22 protein-coding genes are annotated in these 20,771 nt (G+C 60.0%); 12 read left to right on the top strand and 10 right to left on the bottom strand.

What is annotated here, in order from left to right; genetic code table 11:
* Positions 1–2 precede the first annotated feature (2 nt).
* From trbL to V8U06_RS26530, 6 genes are all read left to right on the top strand, one after another.
* Positions 3–1,181, top strand: a complete 1,179-nt coding sequence (gene trbL, locus V8U06_RS26555) for a P-type conjugative transfer protein TrbL (RefSeq protein WP_427143229.1) — start codon at positions 3–5, stop codon at positions 1,179–1,181.
* A gap of 24 nt (positions 1,182–1,205) precedes the next feature.
* The gene (locus tag V8U06_RS26550; protein WP_427143228.1) at positions 1,206–1,868 is read left to right on the top strand and encodes a conjugal transfer protein TrbF; all 663 of its coding nucleotides are present in this window, start codon (positions 1,206–1,208) and stop codon (positions 1,866–1,868) included.
* A gap of 19 nt (positions 1,869–1,887) precedes the next feature.
* The gene (gene trbG / locus V8U06_RS26545; RefSeq protein WP_427143227.1) at positions 1,888–2,700 is read left to right on the top strand and encodes a P-type conjugative transfer protein TrbG; all 813 of its coding nucleotides are present in this window, start codon (positions 1,888–1,890) and stop codon (positions 2,698–2,700) included.
* Positions 2,701–2,703: 3 nt separating this feature from the next.
* Entirely contained in the window at positions 2,704–3,141 is a 438-nt protein-coding gene (gene trbH, locus V8U06_RS26540) for a conjugal transfer protein TrbH (RefSeq protein WP_427143226.1), read from the top strand.
* A 12-nt stretch (positions 3,142–3,153) separates the two neighbouring features.
* Positions 3,154–4,449, top strand: coding sequence for an IncP-type conjugal transfer protein TrbI (trbI, locus tag V8U06_RS26535; RefSeq protein WP_427143225.1), 1,296 nt, complete (start codon positions 3,154–3,156; stop codon positions 4,447–4,449).
* Positions 4,450–4,770: 321 nt separating this feature from the next.
* Complete coding sequence (locus V8U06_RS26530) at positions 4,771–5,484, top strand: autoinducer binding domain-containing protein (RefSeq protein WP_427143246.1); 714 nt, start codon at positions 4,771–4,773, stop codon at positions 5,482–5,484.
* On the opposite strand, the gene V8U06_RS26525 is transcribed toward V8U06_RS26530, so the two are convergent.
* Positions 5,477–5,797 (bottom strand): transcriptional repressor TraM, encoded by a 321-nt coding sequence (locus V8U06_RS26525; protein ID WP_427143224.1) that lies wholly within the window; start codon positions 5,795–5,797, stop codon positions 5,477–5,479. The two genes, V8U06_RS26530 and V8U06_RS26525, sit on opposite strands and share 8 nt — an antisense overlap.
* A gap of 185 nt (positions 5,798–5,982) precedes the next feature.
* Between V8U06_RS26525 and V8U06_RS26520 the strand changes: the two genes are divergently transcribed.
* Positions 5,983–6,201, top strand: a complete 219-nt coding sequence (locus V8U06_RS26520; RefSeq protein ID WP_025582042.1) for a helix-turn-helix domain-containing protein — start codon at positions 5,983–5,985, stop codon at positions 6,199–6,201.
* A gap of 308 nt (positions 6,202–6,509) precedes the next feature.
* Here V8U06_RS26520 and V8U06_RS26515 read toward each other — a convergent pair whose 3' ends face one another.
* The 6 genes from V8U06_RS26515 to traA all read right to left on the bottom strand — a co-directional run bounded on the left by V8U06_RS26515 (position 6,510) and on the right by traA (position 13,732).
* Complete coding sequence (locus V8U06_RS26515) at positions 6,510–7,421, bottom strand: nucleotidyl transferase AbiEii/AbiGii toxin family protein (protein ID WP_427143223.1); 912 nt, start codon at positions 7,419–7,421, stop codon at positions 6,510–6,512.
* Positions 7,411–7,827 (bottom strand): DUF6088 family protein, encoded by a 417-nt coding sequence (locus V8U06_RS26510; protein ID WP_427143222.1) that lies wholly within the window; start codon positions 7,825–7,827, stop codon positions 7,411–7,413. The genes V8U06_RS26515 and V8U06_RS26510 overlap by 11 nt, the downstream gene beginning before the upstream one ends.
* 248 nt (positions 7,828–8,075) lie before the next feature.
* Complete coding sequence (locus tag V8U06_RS26505; protein WP_427143221.1) at positions 8,076–8,687, bottom strand: TraH family protein; 612 nt, start codon at positions 8,685–8,687, stop codon at positions 8,076–8,078.
* A 17-nt stretch (positions 8,688–8,704) separates the two neighbouring features.
* Complete coding sequence (locus V8U06_RS26500; protein WP_427143220.1) at positions 8,705–9,868, bottom strand: conjugal transfer protein TraB; 1,164 nt, start codon at positions 9,866–9,868, stop codon at positions 8,705–8,707.
* Entirely contained in the window at positions 9,858–10,397 is a 540-nt protein-coding gene (gene traF, locus V8U06_RS26495; protein ID WP_427143245.1) for a conjugative transfer signal peptidase TraF, read from the bottom strand. Before traF ends, V8U06_RS26500 begins: the two co-directional genes overlap by 11 nt.
* A gap of 23 nt (positions 10,398–10,420) precedes the next feature.
* Positions 10,421–13,732, bottom strand: a complete 3,312-nt coding sequence (gene traA, locus V8U06_RS26490) for a Ti-type conjugative transfer relaxase TraA (RefSeq protein WP_427143244.1) — start codon at positions 13,730–13,732, stop codon at positions 10,421–10,423.
* A 254-nt stretch (positions 13,733–13,986) separates the two neighbouring features.
* Here traA and traC point away from each other — a divergent pair, with 254 nt between their 5' ends.
* The 3 genes from traC to traG are packed head-to-tail and all read left to right on the top strand — an operon-like array spanning position 13,987 to position 16,412.
* Complete coding sequence (traC, locus tag V8U06_RS26485) at positions 13,987–14,283, top strand: conjugal transfer protein TraC (RefSeq protein ID WP_427143219.1); 297 nt, start codon at positions 13,987–13,989, stop codon at positions 14,281–14,283.
* 4 nt (positions 14,284–14,287) lie between these two features.
* Positions 14,288–14,503 carry a type IV conjugative transfer system coupling protein TraD gene (gene traD / locus V8U06_RS26480; protein ID WP_427143218.1) on the top strand — a complete coding sequence of 72 codons (216 nt, stop codon included), beginning with the start codon at positions 14,288–14,290 and terminating at the stop codon, positions 14,501–14,503.
* A complete protein-coding gene (gene traG / locus V8U06_RS26475; RefSeq protein WP_427143217.1) occupies positions 14,496–16,412 on the top strand; it encodes a Ti-type conjugative transfer system protein TraG in 1,917 nt (638 codons plus the stop codon). Before traD ends, traG begins: the two co-directional genes overlap by 8 nt.
* A 100-nt stretch (positions 16,413–16,512) precedes the next feature.
* Here the strand turns inward: traG and V8U06_RS26470 are convergent, their stop codons facing one another.
* The 3 genes from V8U06_RS26470 to V8U06_RS26460 are packed head-to-tail and all read right to left on the bottom strand — an operon-like array spanning position 16,513 to position 18,504.
* Positions 16,513–17,130 carry an exopolysaccharide biosynthesis protein gene (locus V8U06_RS26470; RefSeq protein WP_427143216.1) on the bottom strand — a complete coding sequence of 206 codons (618 nt, stop codon included), beginning with the start codon at positions 17,128–17,130 and terminating at the stop codon, positions 16,513–16,515.
* Positions 17,127–17,435: a hypothetical protein gene (locus V8U06_RS26465; protein WP_427143215.1), complete on the bottom strand. Its 309-nt coding sequence runs from the start codon at positions 17,433–17,435 to the stop codon at positions 17,127–17,129. Before V8U06_RS26465 ends, V8U06_RS26470 begins: the two co-directional genes overlap by 4 nt.
* A 58-nt stretch (positions 17,436–17,493) precedes the next feature.
* The gene (locus V8U06_RS26460) at positions 17,494–18,504 is read right to left on the bottom strand and encodes a TerC family protein (protein WP_427143243.1); all 1,011 of its coding nucleotides are present in this window, start codon (positions 18,502–18,504) and stop codon (positions 17,494–17,496) included.
* 379 nt (positions 18,505–18,883) lie between these two features.
* Here V8U06_RS26460 and V8U06_RS26455 point away from each other — a divergent pair, with 379 nt between their 5' ends.
* Together V8U06_RS26455 and V8U06_RS26450 are read left to right on the top strand one after the other, a co-directional pair.
* Positions 18,884–19,624, top strand: coding sequence for a carbonic anhydrase (locus tag V8U06_RS26455; RefSeq protein WP_427143214.1), 741 nt, complete (start codon positions 18,884–18,886; stop codon positions 19,622–19,624).
* A 391-nt stretch (positions 19,625–20,015) separates the two neighbouring features.
* Entirely contained in the window at positions 20,016–20,597 is a 582-nt protein-coding gene (locus V8U06_RS26450) for a thermonuclease family protein (RefSeq protein ID WP_427143213.1), read from the top strand.
* Positions 20,598–20,771 lie beyond the last annotated feature (174 nt).

Genomic DNA, 20,771 nt, shown 5'->3' with positions numbered 1-20,771 from the left:
GCATGACAGCGATATCTCTTCACCGACTTCGATCCGCCATGCTGCTTACTGCCTTGGGCGTGCTGGTGGCGCAGCCGGTCCTCGCGCAGGAAGGTTCGGTGCTCACCTCACTGCAAAGCCAGATCACCACGGCCGCAAAGGGTTGGGAGACCACGGTAATGGATGCGGCGAAATCGCTGTTCTGGATCCTGGCGACGATCGAGATCGGCATTGCTGCAGTCTGGCTCGCGATCCAGGCCGCATCGCTCGACAGTTGGTTCGCCGAACTCGTACGGCGGATCATGTTCGTCGGCTTCTTCGCTTTTGTGCTGGCGCAGGGACCGACCTTCGCGAAGGCCGTGGTCGATAGCCTGTTCCAGATTGGCGCTGGCGGCGGCACGGCCTCGCCGGCCGACGTCTTTAATGCTGGGCTCGCTGTTGCAACGAAAATGTCGGAGAAGATTCAGTTCGGTCTGTTTGAGGACAACGCGCTGGCGATCTCGGCCGCTTTTGCCATGGTCGTGGTGGTTATTTCCTTCTCGCTCGTCGCCGCAATCTTCGTTTCGGTCATGGTGGAAATGTATATTGGCCTGCTCGCCGGTATGATCATGCTTGGCCTGGGCGGTTCGTCCTACACCAAGGACTTTGCGGTCCGATATTTGGTCTATGCCTTCTCGGTCGGAATGAAGCTCATGGCACTCGTCATGATCTCGCGGATCGGATCGGAAGTTCTGATCGGACTGGCAAACCAGCCCGACATTGGCGACCAGTTCCAAACGGCACTCGCGATCGCCGGCATTGCTGTGGTCGTCTTCATCATCGCGATCTACGTCCCGAACATCATGCAAGGGGTCGTCCAGGGCGCATCCGTCTCAGGCGGCATGGAAGCGATCCGGCATGGCGGCCAAGCGGCATCTTTCGCCACGGGTGCCGGCTTTCTCGCAGCGGGTGCAGCGGGTGCAGGCTTTGCGGCTGCCCAGGCCGCGCGAGCGGCGGGTTCATCCGTCGCAGGTGCCGCTCTTCGTGGCTTCGGTGCAGGGATCGGGTCGGCGGGAAAAGCTGCCGGCTCAGCTGCCAAGGAGAAGGCCATCGGCTCTCCCGGCGCCTATGCCGGGTCTATCCTGGGTCTCGCCAATTCCAAGCTCGATCAGGCGCGCAGTGGGAACAGCGGACCAAAATCACCTCCCGAACGCAAAGACTAACAGCAATCAGAAAGTGATCGATCGATGGCAGCGAACCGCGCCCCCGAAAACCCCTACCTTGCCGCGCGTCAGGAATGGAACGAGCGATATGGTTCGTATGTGCAGTCCGCCGCCGCGTGGCGGCTCGTCGGCATCCTTGGTTTGACTATGGCAGTGATTGGCTTCGCATATGCGATGTATCTCAGCACCCAGGTCAAGCTGGTGCCCTATATTGTCCAGGTCGATAAACTCGGTACCGCAGTAACCGCCGGTTTCCCCGAACAGATCGAATATGCCGACGTCCGAGTTGTGCGCGCCACGCTCGGCAATTTCGTCACCAGCTTCCGTTCGATCACGCCGGACGCGGTGGTGCAGAAGCAATACATCGACCGGACCTACGCGCTGCTTCGGACCTCCGATCCGTCGACGCAGAAGATCAACGACTGGTTCCGGAGCAACTCGCCGTTCGAGAAAGCGAAATCGTCGACGGTTGCCATCGAGGTCAACAACATCGTGGCGCTCTCGAACCAGACCTATCAGATCGACTGGACAGAGTACGAACGCGACCGGAAGGGCAAGGAAATCGGCACGCGCCGGTTCCGCGGGATCGCGACAGTCACGCTCACCGCACCGCAGGACGAGGCAACCATCCGTCTCAACCCCATCGGTCTCTATGTCCGGGACTTCGACTGGACAGCACAGCTTTAAGGGCAGGGAATTCACCTACATGAAAAGAATAGGATTGATCGCAGCCGCGGGCTGCCTGGCCGGACTCGCCTTTGTCAGCGGCGCTGCGGCGCAGAGCATGACGAACAACGAGGTGAAGGGTACCAACATTTCGAGGAAGTGGCGCGGTACACCTGGCCTGGTCACGACCGGCCCGGACGGCAAGGTCATCTTCCTCTTCGGCGAGACGCAGCCGTCGGTCGTCTGCTCACCGCTGCAAGTCTGCGATATCGAGCTCCAGGGTGGCGAAATCGTTCGCGATGTTCTAGTTGGCGATACCGTTCGCTGGAAGGTGGAGCCGGCAACCTCCGGCGCTACGGGCGGGCAGGCCATCCACCTGATCGTCAAGCCATCGGAACCGGGGCTCGTCACTTCCATGGTCGTCACGACTTCGCGGCGCACCTATCACATCCAGCTGAAATCGCATCCGAGCCAATACATGGCCCGCATTGGTTTCGAGTATCCCGAGGACGTGTCAACCAAGCTGGCCGATATCAACTCGCGACTGGAGACCGCAGGCATTCCTGGCGCCGCGCCCGACAAGCTGAACTTTTCCTATTTGATAAGCGGCAGCGCGCCCTGGAAGCCGAAGAGGGTCTATTCGGATGGCGCCAAGACCTACATCCAGTTCTCGAAATCGGTCTCGAGCCAGGATGCGCCGGTTCTTTTCGTCGTCAGCGGCGGCCAGAACCGCATCGTAAATTATCGGATGAAGAACGACATGATGATCGTCGACTATGCTGTCGAAAAAGCGATCCTCGTCTCCGGCGTCGGCTGGCGCCAGCAGAAAATCACAATCCGGCGGGGAGGCTGAATCATGCGCAAGCGTATTGCCATCATCATCGCCACCGCCATGCTTTCCGGTTGCCAGACAGCCGAGGACGGGCTAATCACCAATTCGACTCCCACCACCGTCACAGGTCCGGCCGCAAGCGCGATTGCGGGCGACATGGCAAGCCGGCTTGCCGAGCAGATCGGTCCTTCAGGCACGACAACCATCAAGATGGAGAAGGACTCATCGGACTATGCGGCGGCACTCGAGGCGGCGCTGAAAGGATGGGGCTATACGGTCATCACCGACGGCAAAGCCGGAAAGGACGTGAAACCCGTCGAGCTCGCCTATTCGATCGACGGCGTCGACGGCCAGGTACTCGCGAGGCTCTCGACGCCATCCATCGCGCTTGGCCGGGCCTACACGGCGACGGCTGCGGGTGCTGTGCCCGCAAGCCCGCTCTCGATCATGCAGCGCAATTGAGGGGAGGCGAGCATGGTCCAATCTCTGCAACTGGGCACCGCCAGCCAGGTCGACGATCAGAAGGGCATGCGCCGTCTGAACCGGCTGCCGATGATCATTGCCATCGTAATCGTCGCGATCTTTGTCGGCGTGGTCGTCATCGGACTTTCATGGCGCGGGCTCCCTTTCAATCGAAACAACGATCTCGACAGCACATCAAATGCTCCCGCGACGAACTTCGGCGACCAGCTCAAGCGTGGTGTCACCGATGGCATTATTGGTGATCCGGAACAACGCGAAGTGTTCCAGCCGACGCCCGCCGTCGAACAGAAGGTCACGAAGGAAACCGCCGTTGTCGATCGGACGCCCGAACAGCGAGAGGAGCCGCGCTCGAGGCTTGAATCTGAAGCGGAATGGAAAGCGCGCCTGAAACGGGAGCAGGACGAACAGTATATCCGTGAAGTGCAACGGCAGCGCATGGCTCGGCTACAGGCGCGGGCGACGGCTTTGGACTCGCCGTTGAAGGTGGATATTTCCGACGTCGACAAGGCCGTCAATAACTCTGCAGACATGGACCGGCAGACGACGACTGCCAACAGCACCTCGGACCTCTATGCCGCCGCCATGAAGTCCGGTCTGATGGGCCAGAACGTTGATCCAAACGCTCAAACCTCGAAGGAAGATTTCTTCAATCAGGACATCAAGGACCTTGGCTACCTGCCGAACCGGGTCGTGCCGCAGATGTCTGCCTACGAACTCAAGCGTGGCTCCGTCATTCCCGCCACCCTGATCACCGGTCTCAACTCCGACCTTCCCGGACGGATCACTGCGCAGGTCAGTCAGAACGTCTATGACAGCGCCACCGGTTACCGGCTCCTGATCCCGCAGGGGGCCAAGCTCTTTGGCCGCTACGATTCCAAAGTCTCGTTCGGGCAGGAGCGTGTCCTCGTTGTCTGGACCGACCTTATCTTCCCGAATGGATCAACCCTGCAGATTGGCGGCATGGCCGGTACCGATGCCGAAGGCTATGGCGGTTTCAAGGATAAGGTCGATCGCCATCTCTGGCACACGTGGAGTTCTGCGGCACTCATCGCACTGATCGGGGCCGGGATCGACATGTCGATGCCGCAAAGCTCGACGCTCGCAACACAGGAAACCGCCTCGGATGCGGCTCGGCGCAACTTCGCGGAATCCTTCGGCAGAGTCGCCGAGCAAACCATTTCCAAGAACCTGAATGTGCAGCCGACCATCCAGATCCGCCCCGGCTACAAGTTCAATGTGCTCGTTGACCAGGATATTATATTCCCGTCGACCTACGGCAGAAACTGACGAACAGCGCCCGGCTTTTGCCGCATATCAGTTCACCGGCCCGCCGCGGCGGGCCGGTGCAACATTGCTATCCCCCGCAATAACTTTTCTGAGTTTGTCATCTTTTTAGTTCAGGGAGACTTGCAACTTGGCTTTTCGCAGGTAGTGCTAGACGTACACGGCTAGAGGGACTGCTGCTTGTTGCTCCCGTAGCGTGGGTTGCGTCGAGACGCCTGTGGCTGACACTGCCATGGCTTGGCCGCCAGGCGGCAAGGCGGTTTGAGTGTCTCGACGTGCAAGATCATGGCCGACCTACAGGTCGATAAGACAGGAGAAACGCTGTTGGATGGAGAATTTCGCTCACTCGTGGACATGTTGGAAGCGGCGCAGGACGAGCTCACGATCAAAGGTGCCATGAAGCGCTTCGCGCGGTCCTGCGGGTACGAGCGGTTTGCCTATCTTCAAAAGGAAGGCGCTCAGATCAAGACCTTCAACACCTATCCAAAGCCATGGGAACGCATTTATCTCTCGGCCGACTACTCCAATATCGATCCAGTGGTGACGCAGGCGAAACGGAAAGGCGACATATTTTTTTGGACGGCGGACGATTGGAGGGCGCGCGGCTCGTCTGAGCTCAGAAGGTTCCGCCATGGGTCCATCGAGCATGGGATCCGTTGCGGCATGACTATTCCAGTTGAAGGCAGCTACGGCACATCGATGATGCTGACCTTCGCATCCTCCGAAAGGAAAGTGGACCTACCGGTCGCCTTCGACCCGAAGAGAGCAGTGCAATTGGTGATGATGATCCATTACCGGCTAATGATGATCGGCGGCAAAACCGCACTCAATCCGAAGCAGGCGTTGTCGCCTCGTGAAATGGACTGCTTGATCTGGGCTGCCAAGGGGAAGAGTACACTCACAACCGCCAATCTGGTCGGCATCGCTTTCCGAACCGTGCAGCATCATCTCGATAAGGCCCGTGGGAAACTCGGCGCCGAGTCGGTGCCACAACTGGTAGCGATCGCCAAGGATCGTGGTTTGCTGCCTCCTAGCTAGCCTCATCGTCGACCGGTACTTCCGGCACGAAACCGAGTACGTCTAGCATATCCGAAAGCTCGTCCTGCTGAGCTGCCGCCCTTTTTTGGCGCGCGAAATGCTCTTCCTGAAGGGTCTCCACGACCGAATTGGCGATTGAAGGATCCTCGCTTGCGCGTGTCCATTCGTCGTACACGGCCTGGTCGGCGGCGAGGAGACGGCGATGTTCGCGAATGGCGGACACAGTGAGCGTCTCCAATTCCGCCTTATCCATCAGATCGTACCGAGGTTTCCTCTGATCTCCTTCGGTTTGCGAGGAGCCCGCATCTTCCATTTCTTGTCCTTCCCAGAACGATAGATTGGCACGACCGTTTGATATTCGCGTTCGCGTCTCTTGTCTCCTATGTCAGACGATCCTCTGAAGAGTAAACATCTGATCATCCGGCAATATCACAGGCTTGGACGAATCGGAACTATAGTTCCTAGAACAATAGTTCCGATTCTGGTTCCGCTGGCGTCATGGATCTCAACGAGGTCATGGCGAGTAATTTGCGTCGAATACGTCATGGCAAGAAACTGACGCAGGAGGAACTGGCGCATCGCACGGGCCTGAGCACACGCCATATCGGTGCCATCGAGCGTGCCGAGATGTCGGCAACCCTCACGGTCCTTGGCCAGATTTCTGAAGCGCTGGATGTTGATCCAAGGGAGTTCCTGGCGAAAACAAGCCCGACCTGACGGTGTCGACGCGTATCAGATTCCGGATCGGTAACCCGTCGTGAAATTCAGGGCCGTCGTCATTTCGGAGCTATTGCACCACCTAACATCGAGATCAGACGTCCGGGATGCGGCGATGCTTGCCTCGCGGTGAGCTTTGACGCTTCGACCGTCACGACGGTCCGCTCAGCAGATGCGCCATTGCGTAAGCAATCAGGAACGGTCGCGCCCAATCTCAATGACTTCCGCGTCATCAAGATCAGGTGCGTATTTCTCGATAACGGCCTTAACCAAGGCCGGGGCGACATCTTCACCCGCCTGAAGGAATTCTAGGCATCCCGGACCCGATCAGCGAAGCGTTGCACCGCTTCGAAGGCTGCTGCAAATTCAGGTTTTTGGCCGTAAACCATGTCACCGAGCAATTTTGCGTAGCCCTGAGCGAACTTCTCATCCTTGCCCATCACTTCAAACGTGCGAAGGGTTTCGCCCCTCGGGTCCGCCTTGTAGGCAGGATAGTCGTCAGCACGCCCTTCCGCTTCAGCCACCATCGTTTGGAGAGCGATCGCGGCAGCCTCATCCGCATCATAGTGTCCGTCCATGCGTGACAAATCATAGACATGGCGAACAAGGGTGGGGTCCAAGTCTCCGAGCCCCGTTAAAGCAAAACCGGCTCGGCGCCCGAGCGCAACGAACTTGTCCGCCGCTGTTTCTACCAGTCTCACGCACGCGACGTCTGTTGCCTCGGCATCAGCGCCTTTCGCTTCCGTCACAAAGGATGAGACCGAACGCGGTTCGGGGGATGTACAAATGGGAAAAGCGGAGATCTCAATCTTGATCTCCGGGCGCAAGACGCCCTCTCCTTTTGCTATGGGTTCATAGGGCAGATCGTAGCGGACATATCGGTCGTTTTGCTTAACGGCGTAGTGGCCTTCTACCGCAAAACCGGCCGCCTGAAGCCGATCATTCACCTCGCCGCGCAGACGCTTGAGCGCGCTGCGTGAGTTGGCCTTTTCGCCAATAATACGCAGATCGATGTCCTCGGACATCCGTTCGAGCAGGCGATAGGCGCGCCCCAGTGCTGTTCCGCCGCCGAACGCCAGAGACAGCCCATCGACCTGCGCATCGTGTATCGCAGCCAAGGCGCGAACGACAAACCAGTCCTTCTCGACCAGAGCTGGTGAAGGAAGGCCAAAATATTCCTGTACTTCCAGAAGAGTTTTCTGGTCTGGCTTATCGTTCAACGCGAAGCTCCGTGCGGCCATCGGAAAGCCGTCGGTTGAACCGCGCCTTGACTTTGACTGTCGGGTTTACCGGGATCTGAGTGGAACGGCCTTCATTATAGGCTTTGGTGCTTTCGGTTTGCTCCCAAGGCACACCAAGCTTGTTAAGCGCCTGCAGTGCCGCGCTGTGAAAGCCGTTGGAACTAGAGACCATCAGCCGGCCTGAAATGCGCGATCGTACCGCGCGGGCGTAGACACCGTAACCCAGCCGCATCAGAGCCCCATCGTGAACCAGGGACCTGAGAGCGCGCAAAACCTGATCCTCGCCACTGAGGTCAGCGAAATCTCGCGGAAGAAAGACGTCGGTCTTCTTTGTTCTGGCGACTCGGTTCTGGATTTTCTGTTTCAATGTCTTCGGCTGGTGCATGGCACTCATCTTTCTACAAACACCCGACACGCAATATATGCAAAAACCCGACACGAGACAAGAGGTCGGCGAAGACCTGGAACGCTCTTTCAGTCAGTTTAATTTGCCATCCTGAGAGGCCTCGCGGTAGTGTCCAAAACCGTTGGCCGCGAACGATTTACGTGTGGACTGCAGGTAGGCCAAAGCGTTGTCGAATTGGCGGCCTCACCCATATTTACTTCCGAGGGTATGGCCTTGGCTCAAATTGGTCATTTTCCACCGATCCGCGACAGATCGATCCGCATTCCCGCTGTGCCAACTTCCCTCTCATCTTGACGTTCGGCATCGGCTGGCGGGGACGCGTCTTCAGGCGCTGCATCAGTCTCGCTGTCGATCGGCTCGCGCTGATTGACGACTGGGCCACCTGGATCTTCTGCCTGGAACACGCTCACGCCCTCGAACTCGCCAGTCTTCCAGGCATAGACGGCATCCTCGAAGATCTGGGGGAAGACATCTGCGCTCTTCGGATTGCCGTACCACTTGGCCACAATTCGCAAGACTTTTGCGAACATCGCCGTTCCCTTGCGGAGGCTTTCGCAAGGATCGACGAGATCGGGCTTCAAATCAGCCGCGTCCTTCACACCGACGCCAGCCGGAAACTGCGTCAGGCCGACACGCACCACCGCCTGGCCGACATACTGCCGGATGATCGCCATTGCCTCGTCCGGCGACGTCGCCTTCGGAACAAGGATCAATCGACCACCCGATTTGACAGTGACAGCAAGTGGATCATTCGCGCCCGCAGCGGTCACGAACTGCTCAACGATCGCGGGCTTCAGTGAAGGGTCGGCGCATTGTTGAATCAGGGCGGCATCGAGCATGTTGGGCTCCTGGGAAATCAGATGTTGAAGGAGAAAACGACGGGCCTGTCGAACAGGCGCGCCCAGGCTTGCGTGCTGGTGCGCTGGATTGCCACGATGGATGTGCCCTTGGTCCACCAGCCGTTGCCGACAGCAACGACGACGTCCGGATCGTGGAGCATGGACTGCAGGACGGGCCAGACGATCAGCTGCTCGTAGCAGATCAGCGGTGCGACCCGATCGCCGGCAACGGTCACGACCGGATTCGCGAAGAAGTGCGCCCGCGCGCCGCCGCTCTCACCGAGCAAGGGACGCCAAGGTTGCCACATCGAGCCCGGCACCGGCATGCGCTCGCGATAAAGTAGCCGAGCGCCGTCGCCGGAGATGGCGATCAGAACATTGTCGTATCCCTCCGCATCGACAACTGCCGCGCCGGCGATAACGGAAATGTCAGTCCCCCGCATAACTCGCACCCAGAGCCGTTCGACGGTCGGCGTCCAGAAGCCCAGAGAGCTTTCGGGAAGAACAATCATGCCAGCGCCGCCCGATGCCCGATCTGTCACAGTGGCAATCAGATCACGGTGGCGCTGCATGCTGGCGTCGCGCCCCAGTGATCCGCCCATTTCAAGGTCGACGCCTTGCCAGCGTTGGGGTAGCGTCGGCTCGTCCCAGGTTGCGGCGGACCAGATCCAAAAGCCTGCCAGGACAATCGCGACAGCTGGCCACATGCGGGATACGAGGCCCATAAGGCCGGCTGTCGCGGCAGCCAGGCCCCACCATTCCCATCCTGGAAACAGCACGCCCGCGGCAGTGATCGGATGCGCCCAGCCGGTAATGCCCAATGGCGGAATGGCCATGAGAACCGCTGCCAGGAGATAGCGACGCGGACGAGCACCCTCCCTCTTGGTCCAAAGGACGGTGTGCACGATGACGAAGCCGGTGGACGCACATAGCCAAAGCAATAATCCAGGCCAGAGGTCCGAGGAATAGAAAGTCGCAACGCCCTGCGGCAGACCCCGTGATGCAGCGAGAAAGTAGCCGGCTGAGACACACGCAGCCGTCCGTCTCGTTCGCGCAAGCGCCCAGAGGGTCGGAAACGTGAATGCGAGCGGAAGGAGAAGGACTTGACCGCTCCAAGCAACCGTTCCGGCAATTATTGAATCGGTAATCAACAGGATCGGCCGAATGTGCTCACGGTGCATAGGTGAGCACCGGTTGCGCCAGGCCGAGGATGCCCGAGACGGGAAGGGGTCCGAAGTAGCGGGAGTCATAGGAGCTCCTGAACGGTGAATGGAGGAAGACGCTTTGTGCCGGCAAGACGCCGCCGGAATGAGGCATCATCGGCCGACCCTTGCCGTCGCGCTGAGCCAGGTCGGAGAATGCTATCGGGCGCCCGTCGATCGTTACGCTCGCACCGATTGCGACGTGTTGCCCGGGAAGCGCGATGACCGTCTTGATGAGCGGCGCGACCCCGCCCGGGCAGGTTCCGAAGCGAAGATAGCCCCGCCGTCTCGCCTCTCGCATGACGAGCGTTTGCGGCGGGCAAATGAAGACGAGGTCGCCTGCGGACACCACTCGATCAAGCGCGGCGATGCGCCAGAGCCCGAGGGGTTCGCTCGGTGTCAGGTTGATGCGGTAGCCGCCGATGATGGCCGCAGCAACACCGCCCCCGAGGATGGTTGTCGCCACCAGCAAGAGCAGGATGGCATTCGATCTTTGCGCAGGTCCCATCCGACGTACAGACAGTTGCGCCGTCATTTAAGAGAGAGCCCCTGGCTCTTCGTCTGACGCAGGGTTTCGGCCTGTTTCAACGCCTCCGTCGTGCGCTCATGCGCGGCCAGCTGCTGCACCGTCCGCATCGAATTCCATGCCGATTGCACTTCGGCCTTTTGTCCGGCCGTCATCCCTGACGTAACCGCATTGAAGGTCTGTCCGTTGGAGTCCTTGGCGGCCAGAGACAGGAAGGTCCGCTCGCCGAAACGCTCCGATACAGCCTTGGCGAAACCTTCGAGCTCGGCCTTCACCATCTTGTCGGCAAGCGCATATTCGAGACCGGCCGGCAGGTCGTTCCGGTCGATCGCATCGCGCACTCGTTCGAGGGTGTGCTTTGCGTTTGCCGAGAGCGCCGGAATGTCGATCGAGATCTTGAGGCGGATCGCCCGCTCCTCGACCTCGAACTTGCGCTCGGCTTCGGCACGCTGACGCAGATAGCGCTCGAGATTGCGGGCCAGTGCCGGCGCGTTGGTCTCAGCCTTCTCTCGCTCCTGCTTCTCGGCGCGGCTGGCGAGGATCCCGGTCTTGCCTTTCAGCGCGCCGAAGTGTTCAGGGTTCGATGCGATGTTTGTAACGGTGGATTTCGCAACGCCCTCGTCCCTCAACATCGCGTCGACGTTGATAGCCTTGAACGCGCTTTCCGGCTGCGCATAGACGAGGTGGAAACGGGTCGAAACCTCCTCCCACTGTTTCTTCAAGCCGGGATCGGCCGCGACCTTGTCCTCGACCGCCTGGTCGACTGATTTTGCGAAGGTGGTGATGCCGGAAACCATGGGTTTTGCCTTCCTGACAGTGTCCTGGAGTGGAGATTTCACAGAGCCGATGATCAGCCCGAGCTTGCCGGCAACCGCGGCCAAGCGCGCACCAAGATCGATGAGCTTTTGCTTTTGCCCGATCGTCCATTCCAGCCGATCGCGAAGGAGCGTGCGGGCCACGTTGACGAGATTGAGGCCCCGAGCCTCGGCGAAGCGTAGGGCTTGCCGGTAAAAGCTGCCTTTCTCGTAATCGAGCGTTGTTTCCTTGGCGTTCCTGCGCGACAGGATCGGGATCAGGCCGCCGGCCTTGGCGAAGGATCGGCGGCCGTAATAGACGGCCAGGTCCTCGCGATGACGCGTCATGGCGACATAGGTGAGATGTCGATCGAGCGACAATGACGCCAGCACCTTGACCCGATCAACTGTCGCACCCTGGCTCTTGTGGACCGTCGTGGCATAGCCATAATCGAGGTTGTTGTAGAAGCGCTGTTCGACCAGCACATGGCGGGCATTCTCCCCATCGCCGATCCGCGCGGTGATCCGTCCTGGTCCCACCTCGACGACCTTGGCCAGCATGCCGTTCTTAACGCCCAGTGATCCCTCGTTCTTCAGGAACACGATCTGGTCGCTGACGGCGAAGTTACGTTCGCCGTCGGTGGTCTTGAACGTGGACCCCTGATCGAGAATCCCGCGTTCGATGAGTTTGATGCGCGCCATCTGGTTGAGCATGCGCACGTCCCGGCGCAGATGAGCGAGGATCAGCGAAGTCTTCGCTGGATCGTAATCGCGGTCCCAGGCGGCGATGAGGTTGTCGACCGCGTAGGCCTTCAGGTCCGACCCGATTATCCTGCCATTGGCGCGGTAGGCTTCGACCGCCTTGCCGACCTTGCCACGGGCAAGATCAAGCGAGGCATCCCGCATCCATTGCTGGCGCTGGCGGTAGATGGTTTCGAGTTCGGCATAGCCGATACGATCGGCGATGGCGCGGAAGGCGGCTCCTGCCTCGATCGGTTGAAGCTGCTCGGGATCGCCGACGAGAATGATCTTGGCGCCGGTTTTCGTCACCGCTTCGACGAACAGCGACATCTGCCGCGATGACACCATGCCGGCCTCGTCGAGAACGAACACCGTCTTACCATCGAGCTGATCACGGCCTTGGTTCCAGCGAAGCTCCCACGACGCAAGTGTCCGAGAGATGATCCCGGCTTCCTTCTCCAGTCCCTCGGCCGCCTTGCCGGCAAGTGCGCCGCCGACAACGCTATAGCCGGCAGCTTCCCAGGCTTCGCGCGCGGCCTTCATCATCGTCGTCTTGCCGGCGCCGGCGCGGCCGATCACGGCCGCAATCCGCTCGGGTCCTGCCACATGCTCGATCGCGGTTTTCTGCTCTTCCGACAGGCGGTCATGACGGGCAAAAGTCGCGGCGAGCACTGCGTCGCGAACGCCATGCGACGAACGCTGAGAGAGCCAGATCGCGCGATTGGACATCTCCGCTTCGAGCCGGATCATTTCGCGTGTCGTGTATTTGGCGGGCAGCCTGGAGCCGGTGGCGAGGTCGATCCGCTCGCGTTCAAGACGCAAGGTCTCCGGGTGCAGGATGATCCGGACCATGAGGCTTTGGAACAGGTCCGGGTCGTCGATGTAGCGGTGGAGGATCTTGGCGACGTCACGCTCGTCGAAGACGCTCTTCTCGCGCATGATCATGTCGATGACGAGTTTCGGACTCCGGTCGATCCGTTTCGCGTTCTCGGCTCTCCGCGCGTCCTGCAGGTCGATGCGCTCAAGCTCGATCGGCTTCGAGGCCCCGTCCGATTTCCGTTCGATCGCTTTGGTCCCGACGCCAAGGTGGATAGTCGGTTCGAGATCGATCCCCTGCTTTTCGAAGGACCGTCCATCGACGCGAAGGTCAAGACCGGCCAGCATCAGATGCCGGTTCTGACAAGCAAACCATCCGTCGCGAAACGCGTTGAAATCGTCGATGCTGCCGGCCCAGAGCTCATAGACGATTTTGCCGGAATCGTTGCGGATCGGATTGCCGTCCGGTCCTGTCACCGCGACCTTCTTGGCGCCGAAACCGTCCTCGGTCAGCGGCCGCAAGGTGGTCATGAGATGGACATGCGGATTGCCCGGCGCATCATGATAGACCCAGTCGGCAACTATGCCCTTCGAGGTAATGTGCTGGTCGACGAAATCCCGCACGAGCGCGATATTCTGCTCGGCCGTCAGTTCGAGCGGCAGAGCAATGGTGACGTCCTTGGCAAGCTGCGCATCGGAGCGCTTCTCGAAATCTTCGACCTTGTTCCAGAAGGCTTCGGAGGCGCCGGCGACTGAACGATCCGCGATCATCGTCCGCAGCCATTCGGGAGCGTCGGTGGGAATAACGAACTCTTCGTGGAGCAATCCCTGCTTGCGGGTGTAGTCGATCGTGCGGGCCTCGCGCTCGTAGTCCATCTTGGCGCAGTGCCGATAGGCCGCCGACAGGACGGCGCTGCGGCCGGAGCCACGGGCGACAACGCTGACGGAGAAGTGAGGGACGGCCACGGCGAGTTCTTTCCCGGTTGCGAACGAAATCAACAGGTTCGTCAGAAGCGGAAGGCCTCGGCCCAAGGCCAAAGCAGAGCGTCGCATCAGCGACGTATAATTGCGCCCTTCGGATCCGCTCCTTCGGAACGGCCGGGATCATTCACGAAAGCATCGCCGCTGGCGATTGCATGATCCACCTAGTGCGTTCCGCACGCCGATCGGAAAGACTGAGCTCCGTATCACGCGAATTCTCATCAAGGAGACATCAGGAAATGAAGAAGCCGTCCTCAAGAATCCGCGACGAAATCGCCAAACTCCAGGAGCAGCTCAAGGCCGCCGAGACCCGTGAGGCCGAGCGTATCGGCCGGATCGCCCTTAAGGCCGGTCTTGGCGAGATCGAGGTCGACGAGGCAGTGTTGCAGGCGGCCTTCGAGGATTTGGCCAAACGGTTTCGTGGAGGAAAGGCCGCCACGACCGGAGGGAAAAGGGGAGGTAACGCCGGCGAAAGCAGCGCATCGTCCACGCAGGACGCGTTTGGCGCGGCTGCGGGCGGGTCTGCTGAGGCTTGAGCGGATGGCGCGCACGACCACATCCGACGCCCGCAGACAAGATACGCGGGAAAAGATCGAGCTCGGCGGTTTGATCGTCAAAGCCGGTCTTCGCTACGAGAAGCGAGCGCTTCTGCTCGGCGCGCTGATCGAGCTGAGCCAACGGCTCAAATCCGACAACACCGAACGCTCGCGCCTAATGGCGATCGGCGCGGAGGCCTTTGGCAACAGCGATGAATAGGATCATTCTTTTCATCGCGCCTGTCGCGCTGATGTTCCTGGTCACGATCGGATTGACCGGGGTCGAACACTGGCTGTCCGGCTTTGGCAAGACGGAGGCTGCTCGGCAGACGCTCGGTCGCGCGGGCATTGCCCTGCCGTATGTCGCCGCGGCCTCAATCGGCATTGTCTTCCTCTTTGCGAGCGCCGGCGCGATCAGGATCAAGACAGCAGGATGGGGCGTCGTTGCCGGCGGTGTAGCGACAATCATTGTCGCCATCGCTCGCGAGGCGATCAGGCTGTCGGCATTCGGGAGCCATGTTCCGGTCGGCAAGTCGATCCTCTCCTATGTCGATCCCGCGATGCTGATCGGCGCGGCGGCGGTAGCGATGTCCGCCTGCTTCGCCCTACGTGTCGCGCTCGCCGGCAACGCGGCCTTCGCCAGTGCTGAACCCAAACGCATACGCGGCAAACGGGCGCTGCACGGCGAGGCCGACTGGATGAACATGCAGGAGGCGGCGAACCTGTTTTCGGACGCCGGCGGCATAGTCATCGGCGAACGATATCGCGTCGACAAAGACAGCGTAGGAACGCGCGCGTTTCGCGCTGACGATCCCGACACATGGGGTATCGGTGGCCAGTCGCCGCTGCTGTGCTTCGACGGCTCGTTCGGTTCGTCGCACGGCATCGTGTTTGCGGGTTCGGGCGGCTTTAAAACAACGTCGGTGACGATCCCGACGGCGTTGAAATGGGGCGGCTCGCTAATCGTCCTGGACCCGTCGAACGAAGTTGCCCCTATGGTGTCAGTGCACCGAGGCAGCGCGAACCGGGATCTGTTCGTCCTTGACCCGAAGAAGCCGGAGACTGGCTTCAATGCGCTTGATTGGATCGGACAATTCGGCGGCACCAAGGAAGAGGATATCGCCTCCGTCGCCTCATGGATCATGAGCGATAGCGGCGGCACGCGCGGTGTTCGCGACGACTTCTTCCGTGCTTCCGCCTTGCAGTTGCTGACGGCGATGATCGCTGACGTTTGCCTGTCCGGCCATACGGAGAAACAGAACCAGACGCTTCGCCAGGTTCGCGCCAATCTCTCCGAGCCCGAGCCGCAGTTGCGCCAACGTCTGCAGGAAATCTACGACAATTCGGACTCGGATTTCGTCAAGGAGAACGTCGCGGCCTTCGTGAACATGACGCCCGAAACCTTCTCCGGCGTCTACGCCAATGCGATCAAGGAAACCCATTGGCTGTCCTATCCGAACTATGCCGCGCTGGTTTCCGGAAAGACGTTTTCGACGGGGGATCTTGCCGAGGGAAACACCGACGTCTTCATCAACATCGATCTGAAGACTCTGGAGACACATGCGGGCCTCGCGCGCGTCATTATCGGCTCGTTCCTCAACGCAATCTACAACCGAAATGGGGTGATGCCCGGCCGAGCACTGTTTCTTCTCGATGAGGTCGCGCGGCTTGGCTATATGCGGATCCTGGAAACTGCGCGCGACGCCGGCCGGAAGTATGGCATCACGCTGACCATGATCTATCAGTCGATCGGCCAGATGCGCGAAACCTATGGGGGGCGGGACGCCTCAAGCAAATGGTTCGAGAGCGCGAGCTGGATCAGTTTCGCGGCGATCAACGACCCGGAAACGGCGGACTACATTTCCCGCCGCTGCGGCATGACGACAGTCGAGATCGACCAGGTCAGCCGTAGTTCGCAAATGAAAGGATCGTCGCGGACGCGATCGAAGCAGTTGGCCGCACGACCGTTGATCCAGCCACACGAGGTGCTTCGCATGCGCGCCGATGAGCAGATCGTCTTCACAGCGGGGAACGCGCCGCTCAGATGCGGGCGAGCGATCTGGTTTCGGCGTGACGACATGAAGGCCTGTGTCGGAACGAACAGGTTTCATAAGCTCGAACAACAGTGAACTTTCTCCGAGTACCTTCCCAGTGCTGTGATCGTGTTGCAGCAAAACTTGTGACTTTCGTTTTTTTGGCGTCTTCAGTTCAGGGTTTCAGGTCTCCCCTTCAAGGAAGTACGGCAAGGACGCCATATGCCAAAGCCGCCGTTGCCGCCAAAGCTGCGACAGACAAGATCAGCCCGATCAGCGTGACGAGCCCATCGCGTTCCAAGAGGGCAACGGCAATGACGATCAAGGCGAAGGCCGGCAGGAAATTTCCAAAGGGTATGGGCAGGGCGATGGCGATTGCCAGCAGGAAAATGGGGAAGCCCAACAACATCTGGACTGGTTTGCTGGTCAGAACAGCAAGCCGGTCGCGGCGCATGATTTTCTCCGCCCAAGCGATCAAAGGACCCGCGTAGCGAAGGGTGACATCGATCGTGCTTGATGACAGTCGGCGTCTTTTAAGGCTTATCGGTAGCCAGATGGTCTCGCATCCGGAAGCAATCTGAAGCGCCACCAGCGCAAGCGCCGTTCCAAAGATCATCCCGAACGGTCCTGGAATGGGCGACAGCGCCGGCAGCGTCAGAAGCAGGATGATGAGGGCAGTGCCGGCTTGCCCCATGAGGGACAAAGCCTTTCCGATTTCAATGCTGCCTTCAGCTTGGCCAATAGCGGCCAATTCGCGGAGGCGGGTGGATGCAATCCCTTCGCTCTGCGGCCGCTGTTCGCTCCGTCCCGTCATACTGCGCTATCTTCCGCCTTCTGTTTCAGAGTCGTCACCAATGCTGCGCAACCCGGCGCGCTCCTGTCCAAGAGATCGAATGGATCACTCCAGCCAAGCGAAACGCTGACGGCATTGGAAACCGCCCAACCCATGTCCCTCGTTGCGCGATCGAGAAGGCGGGGCGCCTCTGCCGCCAGGCAATCTTGCGAGGCGCGCACGATCTCGGTGGGCGCCTTGGCCGCCGCCACACGCTCCGCTATTTCGGCTTGCAGCGGTTCGATGAAAAACATTGAAAAAATCGCAGCGACAATTTCTGAGAACATGGATGTGCTCCTTCAGGTTCGTTGAGTTGTGAGGTGGCCGAGCGGTGTGCCGGGCAGATCAGCGGGAAGGCTGTGGCTTGGCGCGGGTTTTGAGCAGGCTCCAGACGACACCGCTCGCGATGATCGCAAAGGTGACGCCGAGGGAGAGAGCGGCCGGGAATTTTTCCAGACCCAGCATGTCAGCGACGAAGATCTTCGAGCCGATGAACACGAGGACGATCGCAAGGGCCGGCTTCAGATATTTGAAGCGGTGGATCATTGCTGCCAACGCGAAGTAGAGGGCGCGCAAACCGAGGATCGCAAAGATATTCGACGTGTAGACGATGAACGGGTCGGTCGTGATCGCAAAGATCGCGGGAACCGAGTCCACGGCGAAGATGACGTCGGCGACTTCAATCAGGACCAGGGCCATGAACAGGGGCGTGATGAACCAGACCATTTTGCCGGTTTGCGGATGCGCCTGCTTCACGAAAAATCGTTCTCCGTGATGGCTGTCGCTGACGTTGAAGCGACTGCGCATGAAGCGAACGAGCGGGTTTTTCGACACGTCCGGTTCGGCATCCTTCATGACAAGCATCTTGATGCCGGTCGCGATCAGGAACGCGGCAAAGACGTAAAGCAGCCAGGAGAACTCGGCGACCAGCGTCGCGCCGACGCCGATCATGATGGCGCGCAAGAGAATGACACCCAGAATGCCCCAAAAGAGCACGCGGTGCTGATACAGGCGCGGCACGGCGAAGAAGGAGAAGATGAGGGCAATGACGAAGACGTTGTCGAGGGCCAAGGTCTTTTCGACGACGAAGCCCGTCATGTAGGCAAGGCCGGATTCCGCTCCAAGATACCACCATACCCAGCCGCCGAAGGCGAGGCCGAGCGAGATGTAGAGCACGGAAAGCTTGATGCTTTCGCCGACACCAATTTCCTTATTTTCCTTATGGAGCACGCCGAGATCGAACGACAGAATTGCGATCACGAGGCCGAGAAAGCCAGCCCACATCCAGAGCGGCTTGCCCAGCCACTCCACGAAGAACAACGATGTTTCCAAGAAACAGAACCTCTGTCGGCGCATGATGTCGGAAGGGTCCGACATCATGAAAGCGCCGACGGCTCTCACCAGAGGGGCCCGGACCAGCGGGTTGATCGACAATTGGGAACGCCGCCCTGCCCCTTCAAGAGCCTTGCATCCAAAATTTTCCGCTTTTTAAAATGCCGCCCGACGTCGGTTTTTTGGAAGCTCCGTTTCGGCTGACGGCTATTGAAACGCTATTCCCACTCCCTACATCGTGGTTGCGGACCGGGCCCCTCTGATCAAGGCTTGCCTTTTTGATGTCGGACCGCATCGAGCGTGCTCGGTGCAGTCTTGGGGTTAAACTTCCGTCTCTCCGAACATGCTCGTTGATTTTTCAACCCTGACGGCGACTGCGCCGTCTAACGGAGAGTATCTATCGATGTGTAATGTATCCCGCCGCCTGTTTATGACAGCGACTGCCGCTTCCGCCGTCGCTGTGCTGCCTGCCGCCGCGCACGCTCAAACGACGAGCGGCAAAACAACGCCCCTTGAACCCGCGCCCGTCAAGGACGGCAAGTCAGCCTTGACGCCTGATGGAGCACTCGACCTCCTCAAGCGTGGCAACGAAGCCTTCCTGCGTGACGAGATCGTCCTGCCCGATAGAAGCGAGGCGCGCCGTCTTGAGCTGGCCAAGGGTCAGGCGCCGTTCTGCGCCTACGTCTCTTGCTCAGACAGCCGGGTCCCGCCGGAACTGCTGTTCGGGCGTGGCCTCGGTGAATTGTTCATCATTCGCAACGCGGGCAATACCGTTGATACGGTGGCGATGGGTTCGATCGAATATGCCGTGGCAGAACTCGGCGTACCGCTGATCGTCGTCATGGGGCATGAAAGCTGCGGCGCGGTAAAGGCCGCCATGTTAGTGGTCGAAACGAATGCGCGCTTCCCCGGCCAGATCGACAATATGATCGAGCCTATCATTCCAGCGGTCCTGGAGGCACGTGGCCAGCAGGGTGATGCACTCGAAAACGCCGTCAAACAGGATGTTCGCCGCGTCGTGCGCAATCTGCGCGAGGAGAGCGATCCCCTCCTGCTCAAACCGCTGGCGGAAGGCCGCATCAAGATCGTCGGCGCGTACTACCATCTCGACACCGGCGCCGTCGAATTCTTCGATCAGGCATAAATGCAAATGAGCCGCGTGACGACCCACGCGGCTCCCTGTTTGTGCCTCATCTGGGAAGGCGTGTGTAGGAGAGAATAGGTTCACAAGTCGAGAAGCACAACTGAACGCCCTGGTCGAGCCGGCGCGCAGCGCAGCAAGCAAGGGCGATCGGGGACAATGAAGAGCATCGGAGAAATCAGCATAGCGGCCGCACGAAAGGGCGGGATTTCGGGAATTCTCGTCGTGCGAGGAGCGGGTGAAAGCGCAGCCGCAGGAGCCTCAGCATAGCGGCCCGCCAGGGGAGGCGGGATCGACTGCGCCTCGCATCTCGCACTCCCACTGAAATCCCCGCCCGTAAACGCAGATGAAACCGACGGCGAGATAGTTTGAGGCGAACAGGAGAGGACCGAGGGTGGCGAAATCGAACGTGGTTCCGTTCAGAAAGCCGGGCAAGCCCGGCAGCAAGAACGATCGACATCGCTGGCAGGGAAGGTCACCCCGATCGGGACCGAGTCGCCCGCGCAAACCACTGGCTGCAATCCTCTGCGTCGTGCTCATTGCTGCGGGCGGCTGGCTTGCCTTCAATGGCGGCGGCAACCTGTCCGGACTCCTGGCTGCGGCCAGGACAACGACATCAGATTCCCTGTCGGCCGCGTTTTCGTTCTGTGGCGCCGATCGCCGGGTGGATTGCATCGTCGACGGCGATACCTTCTGGTTTGACGGCGAGAAAATCCGCATCGCGGATATCGACACGCCGGAGCTCAGCCCACCGCGGTGCGAGGCAGAAAGGATCAAAGGCGAGGCAGCGAAAGCACGCCTGCTGGCGCTGCTCAATGACGGCAAGTTCTCGCTGTCGGCCGGCCTGCGTGACGGGGATAAGTACGGCCGCAAGCTTCGCACGGTGATGCGAGCAGGGCGTTCGCTCGGAGCCAGTCTCGTCGACGAGGGCCTCGCCAGGCGCTGGGACGGTGCCAGACACGGATGGTGCGGCTGAGAACAGCGAGAGGATCGTCACCGAATGGCCGAAACCGCCCGGCGGGTTCGGGGAGCGTGAGCGAGTAGAGCCGTGCGCGAAGGCGACTCGCCCAAGCCTGTTACGGCTTTTCCGGTATCATCACCGATGTGAATCGATCCATGGCGATTGATTCATAAGTGTCGTTGGACGGGC

The organism is Shinella sp. G-2 (genome assembly GCF_050172695.1).
In the GTDB taxonomy this organism is placed as follows: domain Bacteria; phylum Pseudomonadota; class Alphaproteobacteria; order Rhizobiales; family Rhizobiaceae; genus Shinella.
The sequence above is the reverse complement of the archived record's forward strand: the minus strand, read 5'-3'. Positions and strand labels throughout refer to the sequence as shown.

Bases quoted from the DNA above. Each gene is read 5' to 3' on its own strand.
- trbL (WP_427143229.1), top strand. From the start codon at position 3: ATGACAGCGATATCTCTTCACCGACTTCGATCCGCCATGCTGCTTACT.
- V8U06_RS26550 (WP_427143228.1), top strand. From the start codon at position 1,206: ATGGCAGCGAACCGCGCCCCCGAAAACCCCTACCTTGCCGCGCGTCAG.
- trbG (WP_427143227.1), top strand. From the start codon at position 1,888: ATGAAAAGAATAGGATTGATCGCAGCCGCGGGCTGCCTGGCCGGACTC.
- trbH (WP_427143226.1), top strand. From the start codon at position 2,704: ATGCGCAAGCGTATTGCCATCATCATCGCCACCGCCATGCTTTCCGGT.
- trbI (WP_427143225.1), top strand. From the start codon at position 3,154: ATGGTCCAATCTCTGCAACTGGGCACCGCCAGCCAGGTCGACGATCAG.
- V8U06_RS26525 (WP_427143224.1), bottom strand. From the start codon at position 5,797: ATGGAAGATGCGGGCTCCTCGCAAACCGAAGGAGATCAGAGGAAACCT.
- V8U06_RS26520 (WP_025582042.1), top strand. From the start codon at position 5,983: ATGGATCTCAACGAGGTCATGGCGAGTAATTTGCGTCGAATACGTCAT.
- V8U06_RS26510 (WP_427143222.1), bottom strand. From the start codon at position 7,827: ATGCACCAGCCGAAGACATTGAAACAGAAAATCCAGAACCGAGTCGCC.
- V8U06_RS26505 (WP_427143221.1), bottom strand. From the start codon at position 8,687: ATGCTCGATGCCGCCCTGATTCAACAATGCGCCGACCCTTCACTGAAG.
- V8U06_RS26500 (WP_427143220.1), bottom strand. From the start codon at position 9,868: ATGCACCGTGAGCACATTCGGCCGATCCTGTTGATTACCGATTCAATA.
- traF (WP_427143245.1), bottom strand. From the start codon at position 10,397: ATGGGACCTGCGCAAAGATCGAATGCCATCCTGCTCTTGCTGGTGGCG.
- traC (WP_427143219.1), top strand. From the start codon at position 13,987: ATGAAGAAGCCGTCCTCAAGAATCCGCGACGAAATCGCCAAACTCCAG.
- traD (WP_427143218.1), top strand. From the start codon at position 14,288: ATGGCGCGCACGACCACATCCGACGCCCGCAGACAAGATACGCGGGAA.
- traG (WP_427143217.1), top strand. From the start codon at position 14,496: ATGAATAGGATCATTCTTTTCATCGCGCCTGTCGCGCTGATGTTCCTG.
- V8U06_RS26470 (WP_427143216.1), bottom strand. From the start codon at position 17,130: ATGACGGGACGGAGCGAACAGCGGCCGCAGAGCGAAGGGATTGCATCC.
- V8U06_RS26465 (WP_427143215.1), bottom strand. From the start codon at position 17,435: ATGTTCTCAGAAATTGTCGCTGCGATTTTTTCAATGTTTTTCATCGAA.
- V8U06_RS26460 (WP_427143243.1), bottom strand. From the start codon at position 18,504: ATGCGCCGACAGAGGTTCTGTTTCTTGGAAACATCGTTGTTCTTCGTG.
- V8U06_RS26455 (WP_427143214.1), top strand. From the start codon at position 18,884: ATGTGTAATGTATCCCGCCGCCTGTTTATGACAGCGACTGCCGCTTCC.